At 53.8% G+C, this 16,086-nt stretch carries 25 protein-coding genes and 2 pseudogenes; 14 read left to right on the top strand and 13 right to left on the bottom strand.

Annotated features, from left to right (window positions below; genetic code table 11):
- Positions 1-71 precede the first annotated feature (71 nt).
- Positions 72-569 (bottom strand): annotated as a pseudogene (locus BG842_RS23610) (phosphotransferase family protein); the annotation flags it as partial.
- Between the two features lie 55 nt (positions 570-624).
- On the opposite strand from BG842_RS23610, the gene BG842_RS23605 reads away from it, so the two are divergent.
- Together BG842_RS23605 and BG842_RS23600 are read left to right on the top strand one after the other, a co-directional pair.
- A complete protein-coding gene (locus tag BG842_RS23605) occupies positions 625-2,949 on the top strand; it encodes a GAF domain-containing protein (protein WP_342764830.1) in 2,325 nt (774 codons plus the stop codon).
- A gap of 140 nt (positions 2,950-3,089) precedes the next feature.
- Positions 3,090-3,407: a HalOD1 output domain-containing protein gene (locus tag BG842_RS23600; protein ID WP_069452708.1), complete on the top strand. Its 318-nt coding sequence runs from the start codon at positions 3,090-3,092 to the stop codon at positions 3,405-3,407.
- 53 nt (positions 3,408-3,460) lie between these two features.
- Here the strand turns inward: BG842_RS23600 and BG842_RS33325 are convergent, their stop codons facing one another.
- The gene (locus BG842_RS33325) at positions 3,461-3,628 is read right to left on the bottom strand and encodes a (4Fe-4S)-binding protein (protein ID WP_175424271.1); all 168 of its coding nucleotides are present in this window, start codon (positions 3,626-3,628) and stop codon (positions 3,461-3,463) included.
- On the opposite strand from BG842_RS33325, the gene BG842_RS29355 reads away from it, so the two are divergent.
- The 3 genes and pseudogenes from BG842_RS29355 to BG842_RS23585 form a co-directional block, all read left to right on the top strand.
- Positions 3,569-3,943 carry an SWIM zinc finger family protein gene (locus BG842_RS29355; RefSeq protein ID WP_175424273.1) on the top strand — a complete coding sequence of 125 codons (375 nt, stop codon included), beginning with the start codon at positions 3,569-3,571 and terminating at the stop codon, positions 3,941-3,943. The genes BG842_RS33325 and BG842_RS29355 overlap by 60 nt on opposite strands.
- A gap of 483 nt (positions 3,944-4,426) precedes the next feature.
- Complete coding sequence (locus BG842_RS23590) at positions 4,427-4,726, top strand: helix-turn-helix transcriptional regulator (RefSeq protein WP_069452738.1); 300 nt, start codon at positions 4,427-4,429, stop codon at positions 4,724-4,726.
- Positions 4,727-4,860: 134 nt separating this feature from the next.
- Positions 4,861-5,220 (top strand): annotated as a pseudogene (locus BG842_RS23585) (SprT-like domain-containing protein); the annotation flags it as partial.
- 152 nt (positions 5,221-5,372) lie between these two features.
- Here the strand turns inward: BG842_RS23585 and BG842_RS23580 are convergent.
- From BG842_RS23580 to BG842_RS23565, 4 genes are all read right to left on the bottom strand, one after another.
- Complete coding sequence (locus BG842_RS23580) at positions 5,373-5,750, bottom strand: HalOD1 output domain-containing protein (RefSeq protein ID WP_069452706.1); 378 nt, start codon at positions 5,748-5,750, stop codon at positions 5,373-5,375.
- Between the two features lie 254 nt (positions 5,751-6,004).
- On the bottom strand, positions 6,005-6,367 hold the full coding sequence (locus BG842_RS23575; RefSeq protein WP_069452705.1) for a HalOD1 output domain-containing protein: 363 nt from the start codon (positions 6,365-6,367) through the stop codon (positions 6,005-6,007).
- Between the two features lie 76 nt (positions 6,368-6,443).
- Complete coding sequence (locus BG842_RS23570) at positions 6,444-6,920, bottom strand: hypothetical protein (protein WP_069452704.1); 477 nt, start codon at positions 6,918-6,920, stop codon at positions 6,444-6,446.
- A gap of 254 nt (positions 6,921-7,174) precedes the next feature.
- Positions 7,175-7,480, bottom strand: a complete 306-nt coding sequence (locus tag BG842_RS23565) for a thermonuclease family protein (protein WP_256388568.1) — start codon at positions 7,478-7,480, stop codon at positions 7,175-7,177.
- 737 nt (positions 7,481-8,217) lie between these two features.
- Here BG842_RS23565 and BG842_RS23560 point away from each other — a divergent pair.
- From BG842_RS23560 to BG842_RS29350, 5 genes are all read left to right on the top strand, one after another.
- Entirely contained in the window at positions 8,218-8,787 is a 570-nt protein-coding gene (locus BG842_RS23560; RefSeq protein ID WP_069452702.1) for a SprT-like domain-containing protein, read from the top strand.
- A 216-nt stretch (positions 8,788-9,003) separates the two neighbouring features.
- Positions 9,004-9,537 carry a helix-turn-helix domain-containing protein gene (locus BG842_RS23555; protein WP_069452701.1) on the top strand — a complete coding sequence of 178 codons (534 nt, stop codon included), beginning with the start codon at positions 9,004-9,006 and terminating at the stop codon, positions 9,535-9,537.
- Positions 9,534-10,061 (top strand): hypothetical protein, encoded by a 528-nt coding sequence (locus BG842_RS23550; RefSeq protein ID WP_069452700.1) that lies wholly within the window; start codon positions 9,534-9,536, stop codon positions 10,059-10,061. The genes BG842_RS23555 and BG842_RS23550 overlap by 4 nt, the downstream gene beginning before the upstream one ends.
- Before the next feature lie 80 nt (positions 10,062-10,141).
- Entirely contained in the window at positions 10,142-10,462 is a 321-nt protein-coding gene (locus BG842_RS32215; protein WP_254663429.1) for an SWIM zinc finger family protein, read from the top strand.
- Between the two features lie 21 nt (positions 10,463-10,483).
- The gene (locus BG842_RS29350) at positions 10,484-10,699 is read left to right on the top strand and encodes a hypothetical protein (protein ID WP_139136250.1); all 216 of its coding nucleotides are present in this window, start codon (positions 10,484-10,486) and stop codon (positions 10,697-10,699) included.
- Between the two features lie 66 nt (positions 10,700-10,765).
- Here BG842_RS29350 and BG842_RS23540 read toward each other — a convergent pair whose 3' ends face one another.
- The gene (locus tag BG842_RS23540) at positions 10,766-11,065 is read right to left on the bottom strand and encodes a HalOD1 output domain-containing protein (RefSeq protein WP_069452699.1); all 300 of its coding nucleotides are present in this window, start codon (positions 11,063-11,065) and stop codon (positions 10,766-10,768) included.
- A gap of 2 nt (positions 11,066-11,067) precedes the next feature.
- Positions 11,068-11,883 carry a hypothetical protein gene (locus BG842_RS23535; RefSeq protein WP_217493368.1) on the bottom strand — a complete coding sequence of 272 codons (816 nt, stop codon included), beginning with the start codon at positions 11,881-11,883 and terminating at the stop codon, positions 11,068-11,070.
- A gap of 80 nt (positions 11,884-11,963) precedes the next feature.
- Here BG842_RS23535 and BG842_RS29345 point away from each other — a divergent pair, with 80 nt between their 5' ends.
- Positions 11,964-12,203 carry an SWIM zinc finger family protein gene (locus tag BG842_RS29345; RefSeq protein WP_139136249.1) on the top strand — a complete coding sequence of 80 codons (240 nt, stop codon included), beginning with the start codon at positions 11,964-11,966 and terminating at the stop codon, positions 12,201-12,203.
- A 132-nt stretch (positions 12,204-12,335) separates the two neighbouring features.
- Here BG842_RS29345 and BG842_RS23530 read toward each other — a convergent pair whose 3' ends face one another.
- The gene (locus tag BG842_RS23530) at positions 12,336-12,665 is read right to left on the bottom strand and encodes a HalOD1 output domain-containing protein (protein WP_175424270.1); all 330 of its coding nucleotides are present in this window, start codon (positions 12,663-12,665) and stop codon (positions 12,336-12,338) included.
- 252 nt (positions 12,666-12,917) lie between these two features.
- On the opposite strand from BG842_RS23530, the gene BG842_RS23525 reads away from it, so the two are divergent.
- The gene (locus tag BG842_RS23525; RefSeq protein WP_069452698.1) at positions 12,918-13,484 is read left to right on the top strand and encodes a SprT-like domain-containing protein; all 567 of its coding nucleotides are present in this window, start codon (positions 12,918-12,920) and stop codon (positions 13,482-13,484) included.
- Between the two features lie 250 nt (positions 13,485-13,734).
- Here BG842_RS23525 and BG842_RS23520 read toward each other — a convergent pair whose 3' ends face one another.
- Together BG842_RS23520 and BG842_RS23515 are read right to left on the bottom strand one after the other, a co-directional pair.
- Entirely contained in the window at positions 13,735-13,995 is a 261-nt protein-coding gene (locus tag BG842_RS23520) for a hypothetical protein (protein WP_069452697.1), read from the bottom strand.
- The gene (locus tag BG842_RS23515) at positions 13,995-14,375 is read right to left on the bottom strand and encodes a helix-turn-helix domain-containing protein (protein ID WP_069452735.1); all 381 of its coding nucleotides are present in this window, start codon (positions 14,373-14,375) and stop codon (positions 13,995-13,997) included. Before BG842_RS23515 ends, BG842_RS23520 begins: the two co-directional genes overlap by 1 nt.
- 91 nt (positions 14,376-14,466) lie before the next feature.
- On the opposite strand from BG842_RS23515, the gene BG842_RS23510 reads away from it, so the two are divergent.
- Positions 14,467-14,688, top strand: a complete 222-nt coding sequence (locus tag BG842_RS23510; protein ID WP_069452696.1) for an SWIM zinc finger family protein — start codon at positions 14,467-14,469, stop codon at positions 14,686-14,688.
- 509 nt (positions 14,689-15,197) lie between these two features.
- Here the strand turns inward: BG842_RS23510 and BG842_RS29340 are convergent.
- Complete coding sequence (locus tag BG842_RS29340) at positions 15,198-15,377, bottom strand: hypothetical protein (protein WP_139136248.1); 180 nt, start codon at positions 15,375-15,377, stop codon at positions 15,198-15,200.
- A gap of 6 nt (positions 15,378-15,383) precedes the next feature.
- On the opposite strand from BG842_RS29340, the gene BG842_RS23505 reads away from it, so the two are divergent.
- Positions 15,384-15,731, top strand: a complete 348-nt coding sequence (locus BG842_RS23505; protein ID WP_254663428.1) for a hypothetical protein — start codon at positions 15,384-15,386, stop codon at positions 15,729-15,731.
- A gap of 246 nt (positions 15,732-15,977) precedes the next feature.
- Here the strand turns inward: BG842_RS23505 and BG842_RS28345 are convergent.
- Positions 15,978-16,086: universal stress protein (locus BG842_RS28345; protein WP_175424269.1), on the bottom strand; the 109-nt coding region annotated here is incomplete at its 5' end.

Here is a 16,086-nt window from a genome sequence, read left to right as displayed (position 1 = left end):
GGTGCTATAGAGGCCTTTTCAAAAGCAGTTTGTTAAATTTCACTCATCTCGTTCACCCCGCCGCGGGGTCCTCACAGCGGTTCCTCGCCGTCCAATATCCCCTTCGCGCGTCGGGCAAGGTCCGGAACGCGCTCCTCCATCTTCGGGTACATCGGGTCGTCGCTGTTGCCTTCGAGGTAGCGCCGGTAGAACATCTCGCCGAGCGCCGCGAGTTTGTACACCGCGAGCGCCCGGTAGAACCGGTCGTGGTCGTACTCGATGCCCGTCTCGCGCTCGTACCGCTCGACGAGTTCCCGGCGAGTCGGATACGCCGCCGCCTCCATGAACGTGGCCGTCAGTTCCGGGGTCGCCGGGTCGGGGTCCCCGGCGTCGCGCCAGTAGGACAGCATCCACCCGAGGTCGGCCAGCGGGTCGCCGAGCGTCGCCATCTCCCAGTCGAAGACGCCGACGATTTCGGGCGGCGTCTCCGGCCCGTACATCACGTTGTCGAGTTTGTAATCGCCGTGAACCAGCGCGTGTTCGTGCTCCGTCGGGCAGTGTTCGACCAACCACTCGCCGACCGTCTCCAGGCGAGACGGGGGAGCCAGCATCACTGGCCGGTATACGCTCGAGGAGTTCCCGAAGGTGCATAAATTAGTGTCCGATGGTGATCCTCTCGTCATCACGGACATGCTAACAGATACTCGTCTCACAGCTACAGATCGCGACAACTTCGATGCGCTTGACTTTCGCTCGAGCGTCTTTGTACCACTCGTCAAGGACGGTCAACTGGTAGCCGTGTTCTCTGTCGGTCAATCTACGCCTCGCGAGTGGACAGACACTGAAATCGCGATGGTCGAAGAAACAGCCGAACGCACGTGGGCGGCCGTCGAACGCGCCAACGCCGAACAAGCCCTCCGTGAGAGCGAGGAACGCTATCGCACGCTGTTCGAATCAATTGACGAGGGTTATTGTATAATCGAAGTGCTCTTCGATGAGGACGAGGACCCGGTGGACTACCGCTTTTTGGAAACGAACCCCGTGTTCGAAGAACAAACGGGGCTTGTCGATGCGAAAGGCAAATTGATGCGGGAATTGGAACCGCATCATGAGGAACATTGGTTCGAAACGTATGGTCGAATCGCGCTAACGGGTGAGCCAGAGCGATTCACGAACGAAGCAAAATATCTGGACGAACGATGGTATGATGTCTATGCGTTCCGCATCGGTGAACCTGAGAAACGGAAGGTCGCTATTCTATTCAACGATATCAGCGATCGCAAACACACACAGAGGTCTCTCGAACGGCTGAATGACGCGAGCCGTGAATTGATGACTGCCGATACACAGGAAATTACCGAACGGGCTGCCGCCATCACACAGCGCGTGCTCGGGCTTGACTACACCGCACTGTGGGAGTATAACGAGAGGACCGGTGAACTCCAACTGGCTACTACCGTCACCAGCCGAAAAATAGACGACGAGACCATTCGGTATCCTGATGGTTTTTCCGAACAGGTCTGGCAGACGTTCATCAGCGATGATGTCGAGATCTGCACCGACCTCTCACCCATTCCCGAGAATTTGATGTCGGAGTCACCAGTGCGAAGTAACGTTCTCATTCCGCTCAGCAGAAAGGGCGTTATCTATGCAGGATCGATGGACCCAGAAACGTTCGACGAAACGACAGTTGATCTCGCAAGGACGCTTGCAGCGACTCTCGAAACAGCATTAGAGCGCGCTGAAGGAGAACAGCAGTTAGCACAGCAAAACAGGGACTTGGCATACCTCGACCAGTTATACTCCCTCATGTGGAAGATTGACCAGAAACTGGTGCAGGCCGGTACGGTCGAATCGATCGACCGAGCTGTCTGTGAGCAACTGGCCGATTCTGACCTCTTCGAGTTTGCGTGGATCGGCGAATTTGATGCAATCAGGAATACAATTACTCCCCGCCAGTGGGCTGGTATCGATAGTAGCTATCTGGATGACCGCACGATTACCATCGACGCGAACGCGACCAACCAAGATCCTGTGGCTGACGCAGTGAGCACTCAAGACTCACAGATCGTCGCCGATGTTGCCACCGATAAACGACTTGCTGCCTTTCGGGAAACCATTCTCGCCCGTGGTGCCCGTTCCTGCATCAGTGTTCCACTGATTTTTGAGGACACACTGTATGGCGTTCTAACCGTCTTTGCCGCGCAGCTGCAGCCCCATGAACGCAATCAACGTGTACTAGATGAACTTGGGCGAACGATCGCGCACGCAATCAATGCTGCTCAGAAAGAAGAGACAGTCCGAACGGACAATGTTGTCGAACTCACAATCCAGTTTCAGGAACCAGGAACGGTGCTCGCACGGCTCGCTCGGAATGCTGATGTGAAGTTCCAATTCAAGGGAATTGTGCCCGATGGGAACGATTCTTCGCACGTGTTTTTCACCGGGAGTCGGACGTCGGCCGATGAGATTCATGCTGCAGGAAGGAATTTAGCCGCCATTACTAGGATAACTCGTGTCGCCGAGAATGATGAGACGTGTATGTTCAGAGCGACTGTGTCAGGCTCAACGCTGGCATCACAGCTTGCCACGCAGAAAGGCGCAATGCGCACACTCACATTCGATAGAAACGCTGCAATCGCGATCGTTGATCTCCCATCTACCGCTGATGTTCGGCCGTTTGTTGATGAGCTCCAGCGCACCTATTCCTCGGTGAAGATTATGTCTCATCGCTCGCGGGACCGTTTACCAGAATCTGTGCAAGATGTCCAGATGGCGATCAGAGAGCCACTTACCGAGCGTCAAGCAGACGTGCTCAAACTTGCGTATCTGAGCGGATTTTTCGAATCACCACGGGAGAGTACAGGCCAAGAGATTGCTGACTTGCTGGATGTTTCCGCACCAACATTCACTCAACACCTCCGGGCAGCTGAGCGAAAAGTCTTCGCGCTTGCCTTTGACGAAGAGTGACACAGTCTCTCGAACTCATTGTTTAGGTGCTCGATTGACTTGGATCTCAGTATCATGGTAGAAGTCGCTTGTAACTCCACCTCTTAACAGAATTATTGACCAAGAATACGTCCGGTGAGAAGTGGCTTACTAATCTAGAAATGACACTCCCAGAAGATCGGGTTGGATACGACCCAGAGACGAAAACTTACTATGCCCAATTCGATACGGCGACTTTAATACCGACAATCATTCAATCAGTTGCAGCCGTTACTGGGAAACCATCTCAGGAGCTTGACCCATTGTATGAGGTGATTGACCCAGATGCTCTCGAAAAGTTGTTTGACAATCCTAGACACAACTCACCCGAACATGAGGGTGTGTATGTCTCGTTCAAGTTTGCCTCGTGCAAACTCTCAGTTAGCTGGGACGGTGAGATTCGAATTACTCCGCCTCACGATGTGGACATCATCGAGTGATCGAATCACGATGTCACCGTGGAGATAAAGCGGTCAGTTAGCGTTGGCAACGACTATATTTCGGGAAAGAATGCGTTCAGAAATGCCATCTTTGTTTGCTCATAATGGAGTGCTCCCGTTGGACACCGTTCGATCACCAGCGCCACCTCGTCAGCGTCAGCATTGTCGACGTCGATCCATGGTCGCTGGCTTGGATCAAACTCTCCGGGAAGCTCCTCCACACACACACACACACTCCCGGACTCATCGAAGTCACCAATGAGAGTCACGAGAACCCGGCAGAGCACCAATACGTGGTCTCCATCGACGATGTGACTGAAGAACTGATGGCCTGTACGTGCCCGCACCACATCCACCGCAACGCATTCTGTAAACACATGGCCGCCGTCGAAAACGCAACCGACGACGGGACGCTCAACGCCTTCCCGTCGGAGGACGAAGACGATACCAACCCCGAAGACTGCGACTGTGACGGCCTGAATGGCTTCCCGTGTTGGCCGTGCGTGCGAACGGGACGAAAAGAACTGCCGAACTAACCACCGCTTCAGCTCTTTTTATCCATGGTACGGTAGGTGACGTTCTCGGGCATTACCGACCAGCGAACGCTCACTGGGAAGTCCACTGCAGTAAGCACCGATATCCCAGTGATAATAGCCGTTCTGTTCAACCGGGTGTACCGGATATCGTCATCGAGCACTTCCTGGCCCAACTAGCGATGGCTTTAGTTGGGAGATTTCGAAGCGCGTACGACAGCCATTGCGGTAGTTGGTTCGATGCTTGCATTTGCAGGCGAATAGACTACTGTCGTTCACCCAGTTTATCACATACAGATTTACGCATGTCTTCATCCGTTCGCGCCCCACTGATGAAGGGTTGTTTGAACTAAGTAACCAGTCCTGCAACGGTGTCCTCGGTGAAGTCACGTGTGGGTTGGTGCGTGGAACGTGTCCCTGTAGATATGTACACTACAACAAAAAACCATGAAGCGATTCTCCAGCCGGAATTCCCAGCAAGACGTGATGCTTGATCAGATACTCGACGCGCTAGCCCAGCAGCGTCGACGCCGAATACTGATAGCGCTCGCTACGGACAATCCACGCCACGAAGACGAATTCAACAGCGAGAATGAGGCTCTGAACCGATCGCGTTCCCGTAATTACCACGTCCATCTCCCAAAACTGGCCGATGCCGGATTCATTGAGTGGGATCAAGAGGAAAACACTGTCATGCGTGGCCCGCGTTTCGAGGAGATACAGCCCTTCCTCGAATTAGTCGAAGAATATGAAGATACATCGTCTGATGACGGGCCAGAATATTGAATCGGCAAGTCAGTTTAATTCTCCGGAACCACGTCGGGCATAGTACAAATGGAGACAGCAGTTTCCATCGATAACGATACCGCTTGTGACCGATTTCTCCGATAAATCTGTGGTAATGCGAGCGACTCAAACGGAAGCAATTGAGTGCGACCGTCCGGCACGAACTCATCCACTCCTGGCAGTATCACGAGTTCGGCGACGCGGATCACGGGCGAACGTTTGACCGGTGGACCGATGCTCTCGACACAACCCAGCACTGCGAGCGGTTCACATCGCCGAAGTGGTGGCACATCTGCGAGGACTGCGGCGGTCGGATTCCGCGCTACCGACGCTCGAAGACCGTTCGTAACCCGGAGCAGTACAGGTGTAGCAAGTGCAGTGGTTCACTCCTTGTCGAAGAGGGCGACGACCACCGACCAATTCTCATTCAAGTAGTTCTCGCGACAAGCAGTAGATACGAGGAAGATTTTCGCAAGCTGCTGATTTCTGCGTGAGTCAATTCTATCCTTCTTGCTTCAGATTTTAAGCCAGTAGTGAGTTAGTAGATCATACTAACCTTCGTGTTTCCACTTCTCTTCGACTGGCGACGATCTCTGACCCTATGTTCGGTAGCAGTGTGTCTACTCCGAGGAATGCCCTTTTCGCACTACTCGTCTGTTTCAGTCAGCTCGTCTGTTTCAGTCAGTGAACGTTCACCGTCTGACTCTGGTTCTGATTCGGTCTGGTGGAACGTAATCTGTCCACTGCTATCGATTCTGACGCGGTATGCATCGTAGGTGAACAGCACCCGTCCATTCGTGTCACGCGGCGTTTCACCAGCTTTTGGTCCGAAGAGCGTATCAAGAGCCTCGGGGTCGACAAACTCCGAGAGCAGTGCGAGTTCAGTTGGGTCAGCGTCGTTCAGTGTCGCAACTGCCTTGATGAGTTCTTCACTGACGTTGTCTGTTATCGGATCAAACTCAGTCTGGTAGGCCTCATCGTCTGTTTGCTTGTGCTCGTCGTTGGAATGGGGATGTTCGGTCATGGTGTGGGTGCGAGAAGTGATAACTATAGAATGCACCCACACATGGCATGTGAAACAGCCAGACTGTTTCTGAAAGGTTTGTTTCCCCGCCTGAAAACAGATACACAGTATGTCCTTGCTTCTTCGTCAGAGAAACCTATGCACACCAGTCACATAAAGCTCTGGCTGGGAATCGAACACAATTGAAGTGAAGGATACTCCGTGCCACTCGTACATCCGTCCCTCACGAACACAAACGATACAGCAGAAGGGAGTCAGCCGCCGTACGCAGTCGGCTCAGACACCGTAATCCACCCATTACTCGCAACCTCGACGTGATACTGGTTATATCGGAAGGAAACACTCCCCTCACTATCACGGGTCTGCCCGGCGACCTTCGGCCCGAAGAAGCCGTCTTCAATCGCGGCAATATCCACACACTCGTATAACGGGGGATCTTTGATCTCTGTCGGCACTACGTCTGCGGCATCTGCGATTGCGAAGATGATTTCGGTGGTGAGATCGCGATGGCTCTCGCGTTCAAAATGCGCCTGTACCAAAAACGTCATGTCGGGATCATCGTTTCCATCCGGTGCAAGTTTGGTACCATCCTCGGTGTGGTCATTACTTGAGGTCATCTGTCGTCCTCCGTGTGAAAGTATCCTATCGTACTGTCGAGCCCGAGGCAGTAATACCTCTTTGGGCAGCCATGGGTTACCGAGTGTCCTCCCGGTCGGACTCGCTGCGAGCGTGTGTTTCTTGCCGATTGTCGAGACTGCCGCCGGCACCCTCCAACGCCGCCAACACCTGTACGGCATGCGGACCAGGAGTGATCATCTCAGTCTCGTCATCAAACTCTATCACGTCCAAGTCGACGAGTTTCGGCACGTGGGAGTGATAGAGCGATGTATACATCTCCTGGCGCGTGAGCGTCGCGATGTTCGCCTCTACGGTGTCGGTCTCCCAGGCAGCGAGCTTAGTCGCAAGGTCATCGAGTGACCATTCGGTTGCTTCGGCGAGGGTATAGACGAGGTAGCGTCGTCGTGGATGGGAAATCGCCTCGAATACGGGTTGTAATTCGAGGACAACTTCCGAGACATCGATGTCGAGATCACGCTCGGCAGCACTCTCCCCGGTGGACTGACTGGAATCGTTCTCCCACTCGTCGGGAGGTGGCTCGTTCCCCGCCATAGTCGATGCTGAGGCGTCAAACAAAAAAAAAATACCGGTAGACACTGTTTTTCCGACCATATTGGACAGATACGCACTTCATCGCTGTATCGTACTATCTATGGGTACTGGTATGTTCCAAACGCGACCATTTGGAGTCACCTAGTAAAGACTAGCGGTGCTGTTCTTCTGTCGGTAGCAGATGTACCCACGTCTGCCTAGTGCACCATGGAGCAGTAAATGTCCAATACAGAACGTTCGTCAACTGAGAGTGATCAAGCTGCTGTCGTGGTCGTGTTCCAGCGGCCATAGCCGCGTTGTTTGGCCTGCTGCTGTTTGCGAATGAACTCCTGGCGTTTGCTGAACTGACCGTCTGGCACGCGAGCGTAGCCGATACGAACTAAATCAGTGTTGAACATGAAATTGCCGATGTAGACGTACGCTTGCATGTGACCGTCATCTGTTGCATCCACCTGTGGGTCAGAGACGACTGTCACGACTTGGTGATCCATTTGGGACTTCGTATAGCGAACTGCTTTCGTGTGGATGGGACTGCTCTCAGGGACGCTCACACCGATCAAATCAACAGTGCGGTTCTTCCCATCGTATTTGATCTGGAGTGTTGTTGGATCGACGACTTTGGTTACGCGTGCTTGGAAGCACTCGCTATTCTCTGGAGTATCAATGTTCGCCGTCGTTGGCTGTCGTAGATACGTTGTCTGGGTCTGAGTGTCCGTGGCGGCTGTGGACTCTGTGGTTGGTTCTGGTGTCGCTGTGGTCGTGCTAGCGACCGAGGTCGTCGGTGTTTCTATTCTCGTCGTTGTTGTGGCGTCACTACTACCACCGAATCCAAGCCCACCGAGACAGCCTGTGAGGATGATGACCAGGACAAGTCAGAAAAGGGGAGGGATCGCTGCATACTGGAGATGGTTACTCCGTGTTGATATAGTATATTTATCAAGAACGGCATGATCTACCGGTAAAACTCATCCAAAGCTGAAGTGAAATTATCAATTTTTCGTTTATCGCGTAAAACGAACCCATGTTCGTCAGATCGATGGGGACGGTACGGACACTCGGTCTGTATCTCAACCCTATTTTCCGATTGCTGAGATTCGAAGGTATGTTTTTGTACCATGACAGTATCCTCACCAAACTCAAACTGTCTAACGGACTGATAGAGGATATTCATTGCTAAGTGACCTATATATACTCCTGATTGAGATGAAATCCCACACTGATCGCATTTCGCCCTGGGCACTAAAATCTGGATATGCGATAAGTGGGTAGTTGACCACCGCTTCAGCTCTTTTTCACCATGGCACGCCAAGTGACGGTCTTGGAGATCACCGCCCAGCGAACGCTCACCGAAAGCGCGAACGCTGTGACTGACGATACCCCCAAGACGTCGACAGCCCTACTCGACCGAGCACGACAGCACGCGGCCGACGTTGCCACCGAACACTTCCCGGATCTATCGGCCGAAGCAATCGACTGGGAGGTCTCACACCGAGCCCAACGACAGGCGGGCGTCACAAAATACGACCCGACAACAGAGGCAATCACGATTGTGCTGACCTGGACGGCCTACAAACAACATGGGTGGGAGCAATTCAGCGAAACCGTCCGGCACGAACTCATTCACGCCTGGCAGTACCATGAATTCGGCGAGGCGGACCACGGCGCAACATTCACCCGCTGGACGGAAGATCTCGATACCACAAAGCACTACGAACGCTTCACTACGCCCAAGTGGTGGCTTGTGTGCGAGGACTGTGGCGGTCAGATTGCCCGATATCGACGCTCGAAAACAGTGCGCAACCCTGAACAGTACAGTTGTAGTCAGTGCGGCGGTGCAATTCGCGTTGAAGAGGCCAACAGCCACTAACAAATTCTCGTTTAAGTAGTTCTCGCGATAAGCAGTAGATACGAGGAAGATTCTCACGGACTACTGCTTTCTGCCTGAGTTCTTGCTATCGCTCCTAGTTCACAGAAGAGCCTGTACTCGTTAGTATTGTATACTAATTCTCGGTAGCCCAATTTCTCACTGTAACGCACCCCAAGCAGAAGAGCTATTACGAATTATGCATAACTCATAACTACGATGGCACAGTCTGCTGCCTCCACCGATTCGATACCAATTGCGCAACTCCAGACAGTCGTCGAACTACTGGAGAACCCAACACTAGCGCGAATCTACACCTACGCACTCCGTTCTGACGGCGCTACTGTCGCGGACTTCGTCACTGAACTTGACGTTCCACAGGGGACCGCCTACGACTACGTGCGAACACTCGAGGCTTCGGGACTACTGACGAAACAAGAAGACAACCGCCCTTACGAATTCGAAGCCGAACCGCTCTCGCTCACACTGACGACAGACGGCGAGACGCGAACCATCACGGACGAACTCGTGGATGCCGCAGCACGACGCACAGAAAACGGGGACATCGACGTCTACATCGACCGACATGGCATCGATGGCCTCGCAACTGCCCTAGAGTACGCTCGTGAGTTCGTGGATGGCACCGTCAATCACCGAATCATGGCTCGGGAACTGGACCTCTCGCCACTCGAAGCCGAGATAATTTTGCAGGCCCTTGAGCCGGTCATCCGTGCCCACTCCGACGACGAATGACGACGTACATCGCAGACACGGGTGTCTTCGTCCGGTGTGGTGGCCCAGACAACCAAAAGTACCAACGCCTTCGCCGCGCTGTCCGACAAGCTGGTGTCTCGCTGCTCGCCCCTCGTCGCGTGTATGAGGAACTCGGTGGTGATCCTGACGATGAAGCATATCCATCGAGCAACAGTCGTTGGCAAGAGGGAGTTGACGAAGGATGGATCCGAATTGCCGATGAACTCGATCATACCAATCCACGAGTTTCGCGAGTGATGGATGCAGCTCGACGATTTATCGCGAACGACACGGACCGACCTGAGGATACAATCGAAAAGACAGATACTGCACTTATCGGCCTCGCAGCCCAGCTCTTCGACACTCGTCAAGCAGACTCCGTTGTCCTCTTCACCACAGACAAGCCAGCAGGACGGGCGGCAGAATCACTGCTTCCCAGCCATGGGTTTACAAACGACGTTGAATATCGGTATGTCAGTGTCGAATTCCTCGAGACGATAACTGCCACCGAGTTCGACGACTAAGGAATAACTTCTCCTTACAGAATCGGTTTGCAGAACGCGCACAGGCCGAACAGTTCTCCTTCGACGTCGATGCCCCCGGAATGGTCGACGTCACCAACGAGAGCCACGAGGACCCCGCAGACCACCAGTACACAGTCTCCATCGACGACGTGACCGACGACCTGATGGCCTGCACGTGTCCACACCACGTCCATCGCAACGCCGTCTGCAAACACATGGCCGCCGTCGAAAACGTAACCGACGACGGGACGCTCGATGTGTTCCCCTCGGAGGACGACAACCGTATCAGTGGTCCGCACACTGGCTACGACAAGTACGGCAACGTCGATCACAACTACTGGACGTGTGAGGATTGTGGTGCGGAAGCCACTCGGAAGGGCGCTCTCACTGACTGCTGCTAACCCTGTCTCTCTTTTTCATTTATGTCACGCCAAACAACGCTGTCCGATGGTGCCCAGCGAACGCTCACAGAAAGCGCGGTTGGTTCGACCGAACGCAACGACACACCGATGACTGAGCGCGACCTGCTTGACCGTTCCCAACAGCATGCGGCGGACGTCGCGGCCGAATACTTCCCATCCCGGTCGGTCAACGCGATTCCGTGGGACGTGTCGCACCGTGACGGCAAGCAGGGGTGACAAAGGACGGTCCCGGTACGGACAGGATTACGAACACGCACAGCTGGGAGCAATTCACCCAGTAATCTACTCTTGTCTTCGAACGACCACAGTATCTCTAGTAATGGAAATGTGGCACCCGTTAAAGCTGAACGTCACCGAATGCTCCTTGTGGCCGGGTCGTCTCCTCGATTCACCGAACAGGCCGTCAAGGTGAACAGGATCCATCACAAAGTAGAGTGGATCGAGGTCAATTACCGGCGTGTTCGTCAGGTCGGCAGTTGCCCGAACAACTGCTTCGCTCGGTGATTCTCCCTCCCCGATTTCATAGGTGATCTCGGTGGTTTGGGTGTCAGTTTCATTATCATTTGATGAATCGTGTGTCATTGTTACGAATGGATCTCACTTTGGAAATCGGCACTCTGGTAGTCGAGGTGGTCGAGTCGTGGTCCAAGTAAATCTCGAACGAGGACAACCAGCGGGTTGTCTTCGCCGTCTCCAACCATTGCTCTCTCCTCTGGGTAACTGCCATCGGAGTTCGGTTCATCCAGAATGGCGAGCATGACCTTTCGACGATCAACGAGAATCAGGCGACCGACCCTCGGGTACCCCGATGGCGCTTTCAACCATGCACGCTGGGGTTCCCAAAGCGTGACTTCGGGCAGACGTTTGCGACAGAGATCGCAGACCTCGGGATTCTGTGATCCAAGATACAGCTCTACACCTCGGTTGATAGCGTCTTCCGCGTGGCTAAGACACTCCTCTTCGAGCAAATCAGCGCTGACGTACATGCAGAACAGTTCCTCCTCCGCCTCATCAGCAAGTTGTTTGCCGTACTCGATCGCTGCCTGATGGCCTTCGAGAACCCCGACCGAGTTCTCGGTAGATTGGGAATCGGTTGGAAACTTCGCCAGCAACTGGTCAAAAACATCCTCGTCGAGCCAGTCGATCTCAGTTCCTACATCGGGACGAGACAAAACGACGTTCTCCTCTGGATCGTAGTCAATTACCCCGTATTCTGCGAGTCTTGGGAGAGAGTTATGATGCAACGAGAGCTGTTCCTGTTTGAGCTGACGGTCGTACTCGTCAGCGCTGATCATCGTCTCATCTCGTTTGACTAGCTGTTCGGCCAGCTCGGTTACGTGGAGCGGCCCTGTGGCATCTTCAAGCACAGCCAGTATCTCCTGATAGTGGGGATCGGACAAAATAGCCGTCCTATTTCGACGCATATTGCTAGTCATATTATTCCAACACTATAGCTCAACATCAATAAGTCGTCTGGCCCGTGACAGGCTGTAGTAAGACCGGCAAGCTAATGGCCTGCACCTGCCCGCATCACGTCCACCGCAATGCCTACTGCAAACACATGGCTGCCGTCGAGAACGCAACCGACGACGGGACGCTCGACGCATTTCCATCGGAGGACGACAACGAGACCAAACCAGAGGACTGTGACTGCGACAGTCTCGGTGGCTTCCCGTGTTGGCCGTGCGTGCGAACGGGATGGAAAGAACTGCCGAACTAACTCTATTCTCTTTTTATGATCCGTCGATAACCGCTAACAGAATTTCCCAACTATTATTACTCTGACGTTTAGAGAGATAACAACCGACAAGGGATGTCTCCATCCTTCTACGCACCACTTATACCGCTGAATTCAGTTGTTTCCTGCTGATTTGTGCGGAGAGAGATAGATCGTTCCTCGGCTGTCGACCGTGACGTGATACGCGTTGTAGGTGAATTCCACCTGACCGTCGGTTCCACGCGGTGTGCCGTCTTCTCGTGGCCTAAATAGTGCATCAAGTGCTTCTGGATCAATAAAATCAGCGAGAAGTGGTAGCTCGACAGGATCCGTGTTGTTGAGTGTTGCGACAGCCTTGATGAGCTCCTCGCTGGCGCTATCGGTACTGGGATCAAACTCGGTAGAATCGGTGTCAGTGGTCCCCAGCTCTCGATTCTCGTTGTCCAACGATGTATCATCACTCATGGTGGATATGGAAGCATAGTTTGTAGTGAGCTGTATAAACAGAATACCGGCTATATTCGGCATTCAGAGATGCTATGTCACCAATATGCGTTCAGATCGACTCTATCGTGCGAAAAAGACGAGGTGGCTAGGAGTGACTACCCGTCTATAGAATGAGATGGTGACGGCCTGAATGGCTTCCCATGTTGGCCGTGCATGCGAACGGGACGGAAGGAACTGCCGAACGAACTACCGCTTCAGTCTATTTTATCCATGGCACGCCAAGTGCCGGTCTCGGATATCACCGACCAGCGACCGCTCACCGAAAGCGCGAACGCTGCGACCGACGATACACCGGAGACACCGACAGCCCTCCTCGACCAAGCACAACAGCACGCAGCCGACGCCGCCGAGTACTTCCCTGCCCTGCCGGTCGAAGCGATCAACTGGGAAGTCTCACATCGAGCGCAACGACAGGCGGGCGTCACGAAATACGAGCCGACAACAGAGGCGATTACCATTGCACTGACCTGGAAGGCTTACGAACAACACGGATGGGAGCAATTCAGTGCGACCGTCCGGCACGAACTCATTCACGCCTGGCAGTATCACGAGTTCGGCGACGCGGATCACGGCACAACGTTCGCCCGCTGGACGGACGCCCTCGATACTTCGCAACACTGCGAACGCTTTACTACACCAAAGTGGTGGCTTGTGTGCGAGGACTGCGGCGGACGGATTGCCCGATATCGACGCTCGAAGACCGTCCGAAACCCGGAGCAGTACAGCTGTAGTGAGTACGGCGGTGCAATTCGCGTCGAAGAGGGCGATAGTCACTGACTGATTCTCGTTTAAGTAGTTCTCGCGATAAGGAGTAGATACGAGGAAGATTTTCACGGATTACTGCTTTCCGCGTGAGCTACTTCCATCGCTTTTGCTTCGGATTAAGAGTGCACTTTCGTTAGTTGCCCATACTAACAAACGATGCTCATTCTGACAACGAGTGACACTCAACAAAGGGCCGTGAATATTACTCGAAGACGTACTGTGTCATCGTTTCGACCGCAGTGTCCACAAACTCCTCGGCCAGTCAAGCAACTGCACGGTCAATATCAATGTCCATGAGCGAAACGACAGCCCACGGAGAGACAAACGACTCTCGATTCAATGTGCCCGCCTCGAATTCGTTCGCTAGTGAGAGCCCTTCGGGATACTCCTTCGTCGTAATTCCAAGCGCGATGTACTGTTGCCCGGCAAACGGATGGTCCTGCCCGCTAATAATCAAATATGGTCGTCGAGGTGTATTTCCAAACGGATCAGAAGCGATGACCACGGCACCACGGTCATACATTACTCCTCCTCCGTCGAAGAGCTCTCTTGCTCCTGCTCGTCAAGATCCGGAAGATCATCGTCCCAGTCCGGGTTCTCGTCGTAATAGTCGCCCTCGAACTGCATCGCGACGGTTTCTAATCCGATGAGACTCGCCGTATGGGCATCGTACGCTTCAGGGTTGATTGCCCAGTACTCACCCTTGTGCCGGACGAGTCCCCGCGTCTCGAGTCGACTCAGTGTGGTTCCAACACTCCCACGGGGGATATCGAGTTCCTCAGCCAATTCACCAGCACGGTATCCCAACTCTGGATCGTCGGCAAGAAACTCGAGGATATACCGTCCGTTCGTGTTTTCATTCGGTAGCTCTGTTGGGTGGTAGCTCTCGAAGTCGACGGGCATACGTAACAGTATGTAATCAAACGTAATAAGACTGCTGTAGTAGACGCCACAGGTACGAAACGATGCACCAAACATAGTCTCCATCGACGACGTGACCAACGAACTGATGGCTTGCACGTGTCCGCACCACGTTCACCGGAACGCCTACTGCAAACACATGGCCGCTGTCGAAAGCGCGATGAATGGGACGCTCGACGCCTTCCCGTCGGAGGACGACGACGATGCCGAACCAGACGATTGCGATTGTGAGGGTCTCAACGGCTTCCCGTGCTGGCCGTGCGTTCGTGCGGGTCGCGAAGAACTGCCGAACTAGCTTCTTCTTCCTTCCGTGTTTTGACGCACCAACACGATTGAAATCTACCTCAGACGGAAGGTATTACAATCAGGTGACACCAAAAGAGAAGTCTACTAATTTATGTGTCGCCGGACGAAGGGACACCGTATGTCCGCACCGGATCGACGTACTGTTCTCATGTCGTTCGGTTTGCTCGCTCTCAATGGTCTCGCTGGCTGTTCGTTCGTTCAGTCCAAACGGCCACCGGCAGGAAGTCTTCGCTTCGAAAATGAGGACGATCTCCCCCACTCGATCACCATCCGTGTTACCGACGTTGGGGCAGAAATCGCTCGAAAATCAGGCGAAAAACCTGAACCGAGCGGAGATGTAATCGTCCCACCCTCCCAGCGAACACTTACTGCATCGACGGTCGTCAAACCGGGTGAACGCCACACGTATAAGAGCGTCTTCACAGAACCCGTGTGGTACGCCGTCCAGTTTACAGTCGATGGTCGAGAGCCTGTCAACGATGCTGGTAGAACGGTGTTTCACCCTGCGCCACCCAATCGTGAAGATGGGAACTTTCTCTCCGGGACTGTTTCCAACTCGGGTGAGTTCTCATGGATAATCGGTGGGACGAACAACGCCGGTTCGTTTGAATTCGGAGCTAATATGGCTGAGAACTGACCCAAATCAAAGCTACCTATTATATCGATCTTTTCCTCCATCTAATATTGACGTTCTCGGATATCACTGACCAGCGAACGCTCACCGAAAGCTCGAACGCTACGATCGACGATACCCCCGAGACACCGACGGCCCTCCTCGACCGAGCACGACAGCACGCGACCGACGTCGTCACCGAGCATTTTCCTGACTTACCGGTCGAAACGATCGACTGGGAGATTTCACACCGGGCCCAACGACAGGCAGGGGTCACGAAGTACGACCCGACGACACACGAGATCACGATTGCACTCACATGGGACACCCCGATGGAAATACCTCATGTCCCGCCGACCCAATTCGGAAGCTACGAACACTATTTCATCGCGCAGGCAACCAAGACTGGCCCCTACTGATGGATGACCTTGACTCAACGACGGCGCTCGCCACTCCGCGTGGATACCGTGCTATCGGTATGGTCTCCCATCCAGAGCGGGACTCGGGCACCTACGTACACACGGTTTCCCCGGCGATACGACACGTTTCTGTACATTGACGAGACGGAAAGCGCTGCAGCCGTTTGATGTCCATGTGAATCGTGACGCGGTACCCGAGTTGTACACCGGGGGACTCTAGAGCCAAGTCACACTCTGTAGTCGTGGCTAATCGCTCACCATCGGCACTGTAAGAACGGGGACGTCGGCCAACCGAACTACTCGCTCAGTTACGCTCCCAAGGAGGTAGCGGTCGAGGCCAGTTCGGCCGTGAGTT

It is taken from the genome of Haladaptatus sp. W1, from assembly GCF_001723155.1.
Classification (GTDB): Archaea; Halobacteriota; Halobacteria; order Halobacteriales; family Haladaptataceae; genus Haladaptatus; species Haladaptatus paucihalophilus.
Note: the sequence above shows the minus strand (reverse complement) of the source record. Positions and strands in the feature narration are given on the sequence as shown.

Excerpts from the sequence above, each read along its gene's own strand:
- BG842_RS32215 (WP_254663429.1), top strand. The coding sequence starts at position 10,142 with ATGGTCGACGTCACCAACGAGAGCCACGAGGACCCCGCAGACCACCAG.
- BG842_RS23530 (WP_175424270.1), bottom strand. The coding sequence starts at position 12,665 with ATGAGTGATGATACATCGTTGGACAACGAGAATCGAGAGCTGGGGACC.
- BG842_RS23580 (WP_069452706.1), bottom strand. The coding sequence starts at position 5,750 with ATGACCGAACATCCCCATTCCAACGACGAGCACAAGCAAACAGACGAT.
- BG842_RS23600 (WP_069452708.1), top strand. The coding sequence starts at position 3,090 with ATGACACTCCCAGAAGATCGGGTTGGATACGACCCAGAGACGAAAACT.
- BG842_RS29350 (WP_139136250.1), top strand. The coding sequence starts at position 10,484 with ATGTCACGCCAAACAACGCTGTCCGATGGTGCCCAGCGAACGCTCACA.
- BG842_RS23590 (WP_069452738.1), top strand. The coding sequence starts at position 4,427 with ATGCTTGATCAGATACTCGACGCGCTAGCCCAGCAGCGTCGACGCCGA.
- BG842_RS29340 (WP_139136248.1), bottom strand. The coding sequence starts at position 15,377 with ATGGAGGAAAAGATCGATATAATAGGTAGCTTTGATTTGGGTCAGTTC.
- BG842_RS23550 (WP_069452700.1), top strand. The coding sequence starts at position 9,534 with ATGACGACGTACATCGCAGACACGGGTGTCTTCGTCCGGTGTGGTGGC.
- BG842_RS23520 (WP_069452697.1), bottom strand. The coding sequence starts at position 13,995 with ATGTATGACCGTGGTGCCGTGGTCATCGCTTCTGATCCGTTTGGAAAT.
- BG842_RS23560 (WP_069452702.1), top strand. The coding sequence starts at position 8,218 with ATGGCACGCCAAGTGACGGTCTTGGAGATCACCGCCCAGCGAACGCTC.
- BG842_RS23570 (WP_069452704.1), bottom strand. The coding sequence starts at position 6,920 with ATGGCGGGGAACGAGCCACCTCCCGACGAGTGGGAGAACGATTCCAGT.
- BG842_RS23540 (WP_069452699.1), bottom strand. The coding sequence starts at position 11,065 with ATGACACACGATTCATCAAATGATAATGAAACTGACACCCAAACCACC.
- BG842_RS23555 (WP_069452701.1), top strand. The coding sequence starts at position 9,004 with ATGGCACAGTCTGCTGCCTCCACCGATTCGATACCAATTGCGCAACTC.
- BG842_RS23515 (WP_069452735.1), bottom strand. The coding sequence starts at position 14,375 with ATGCCCGTCGACTTCGAGAGCTACCACCCAACAGAGCTACCGAATGAA.
- BG842_RS23525 (WP_069452698.1), top strand. The coding sequence starts at position 12,918 with ATGGCACGCCAAGTGCCGGTCTCGGATATCACCGACCAGCGACCGCTC.
- BG842_RS23575 (WP_069452705.1), bottom strand. The coding sequence starts at position 6,367 with ATGACCTCAAGTAATGACCACACCGAGGATGGTACCAAACTTGCACCG.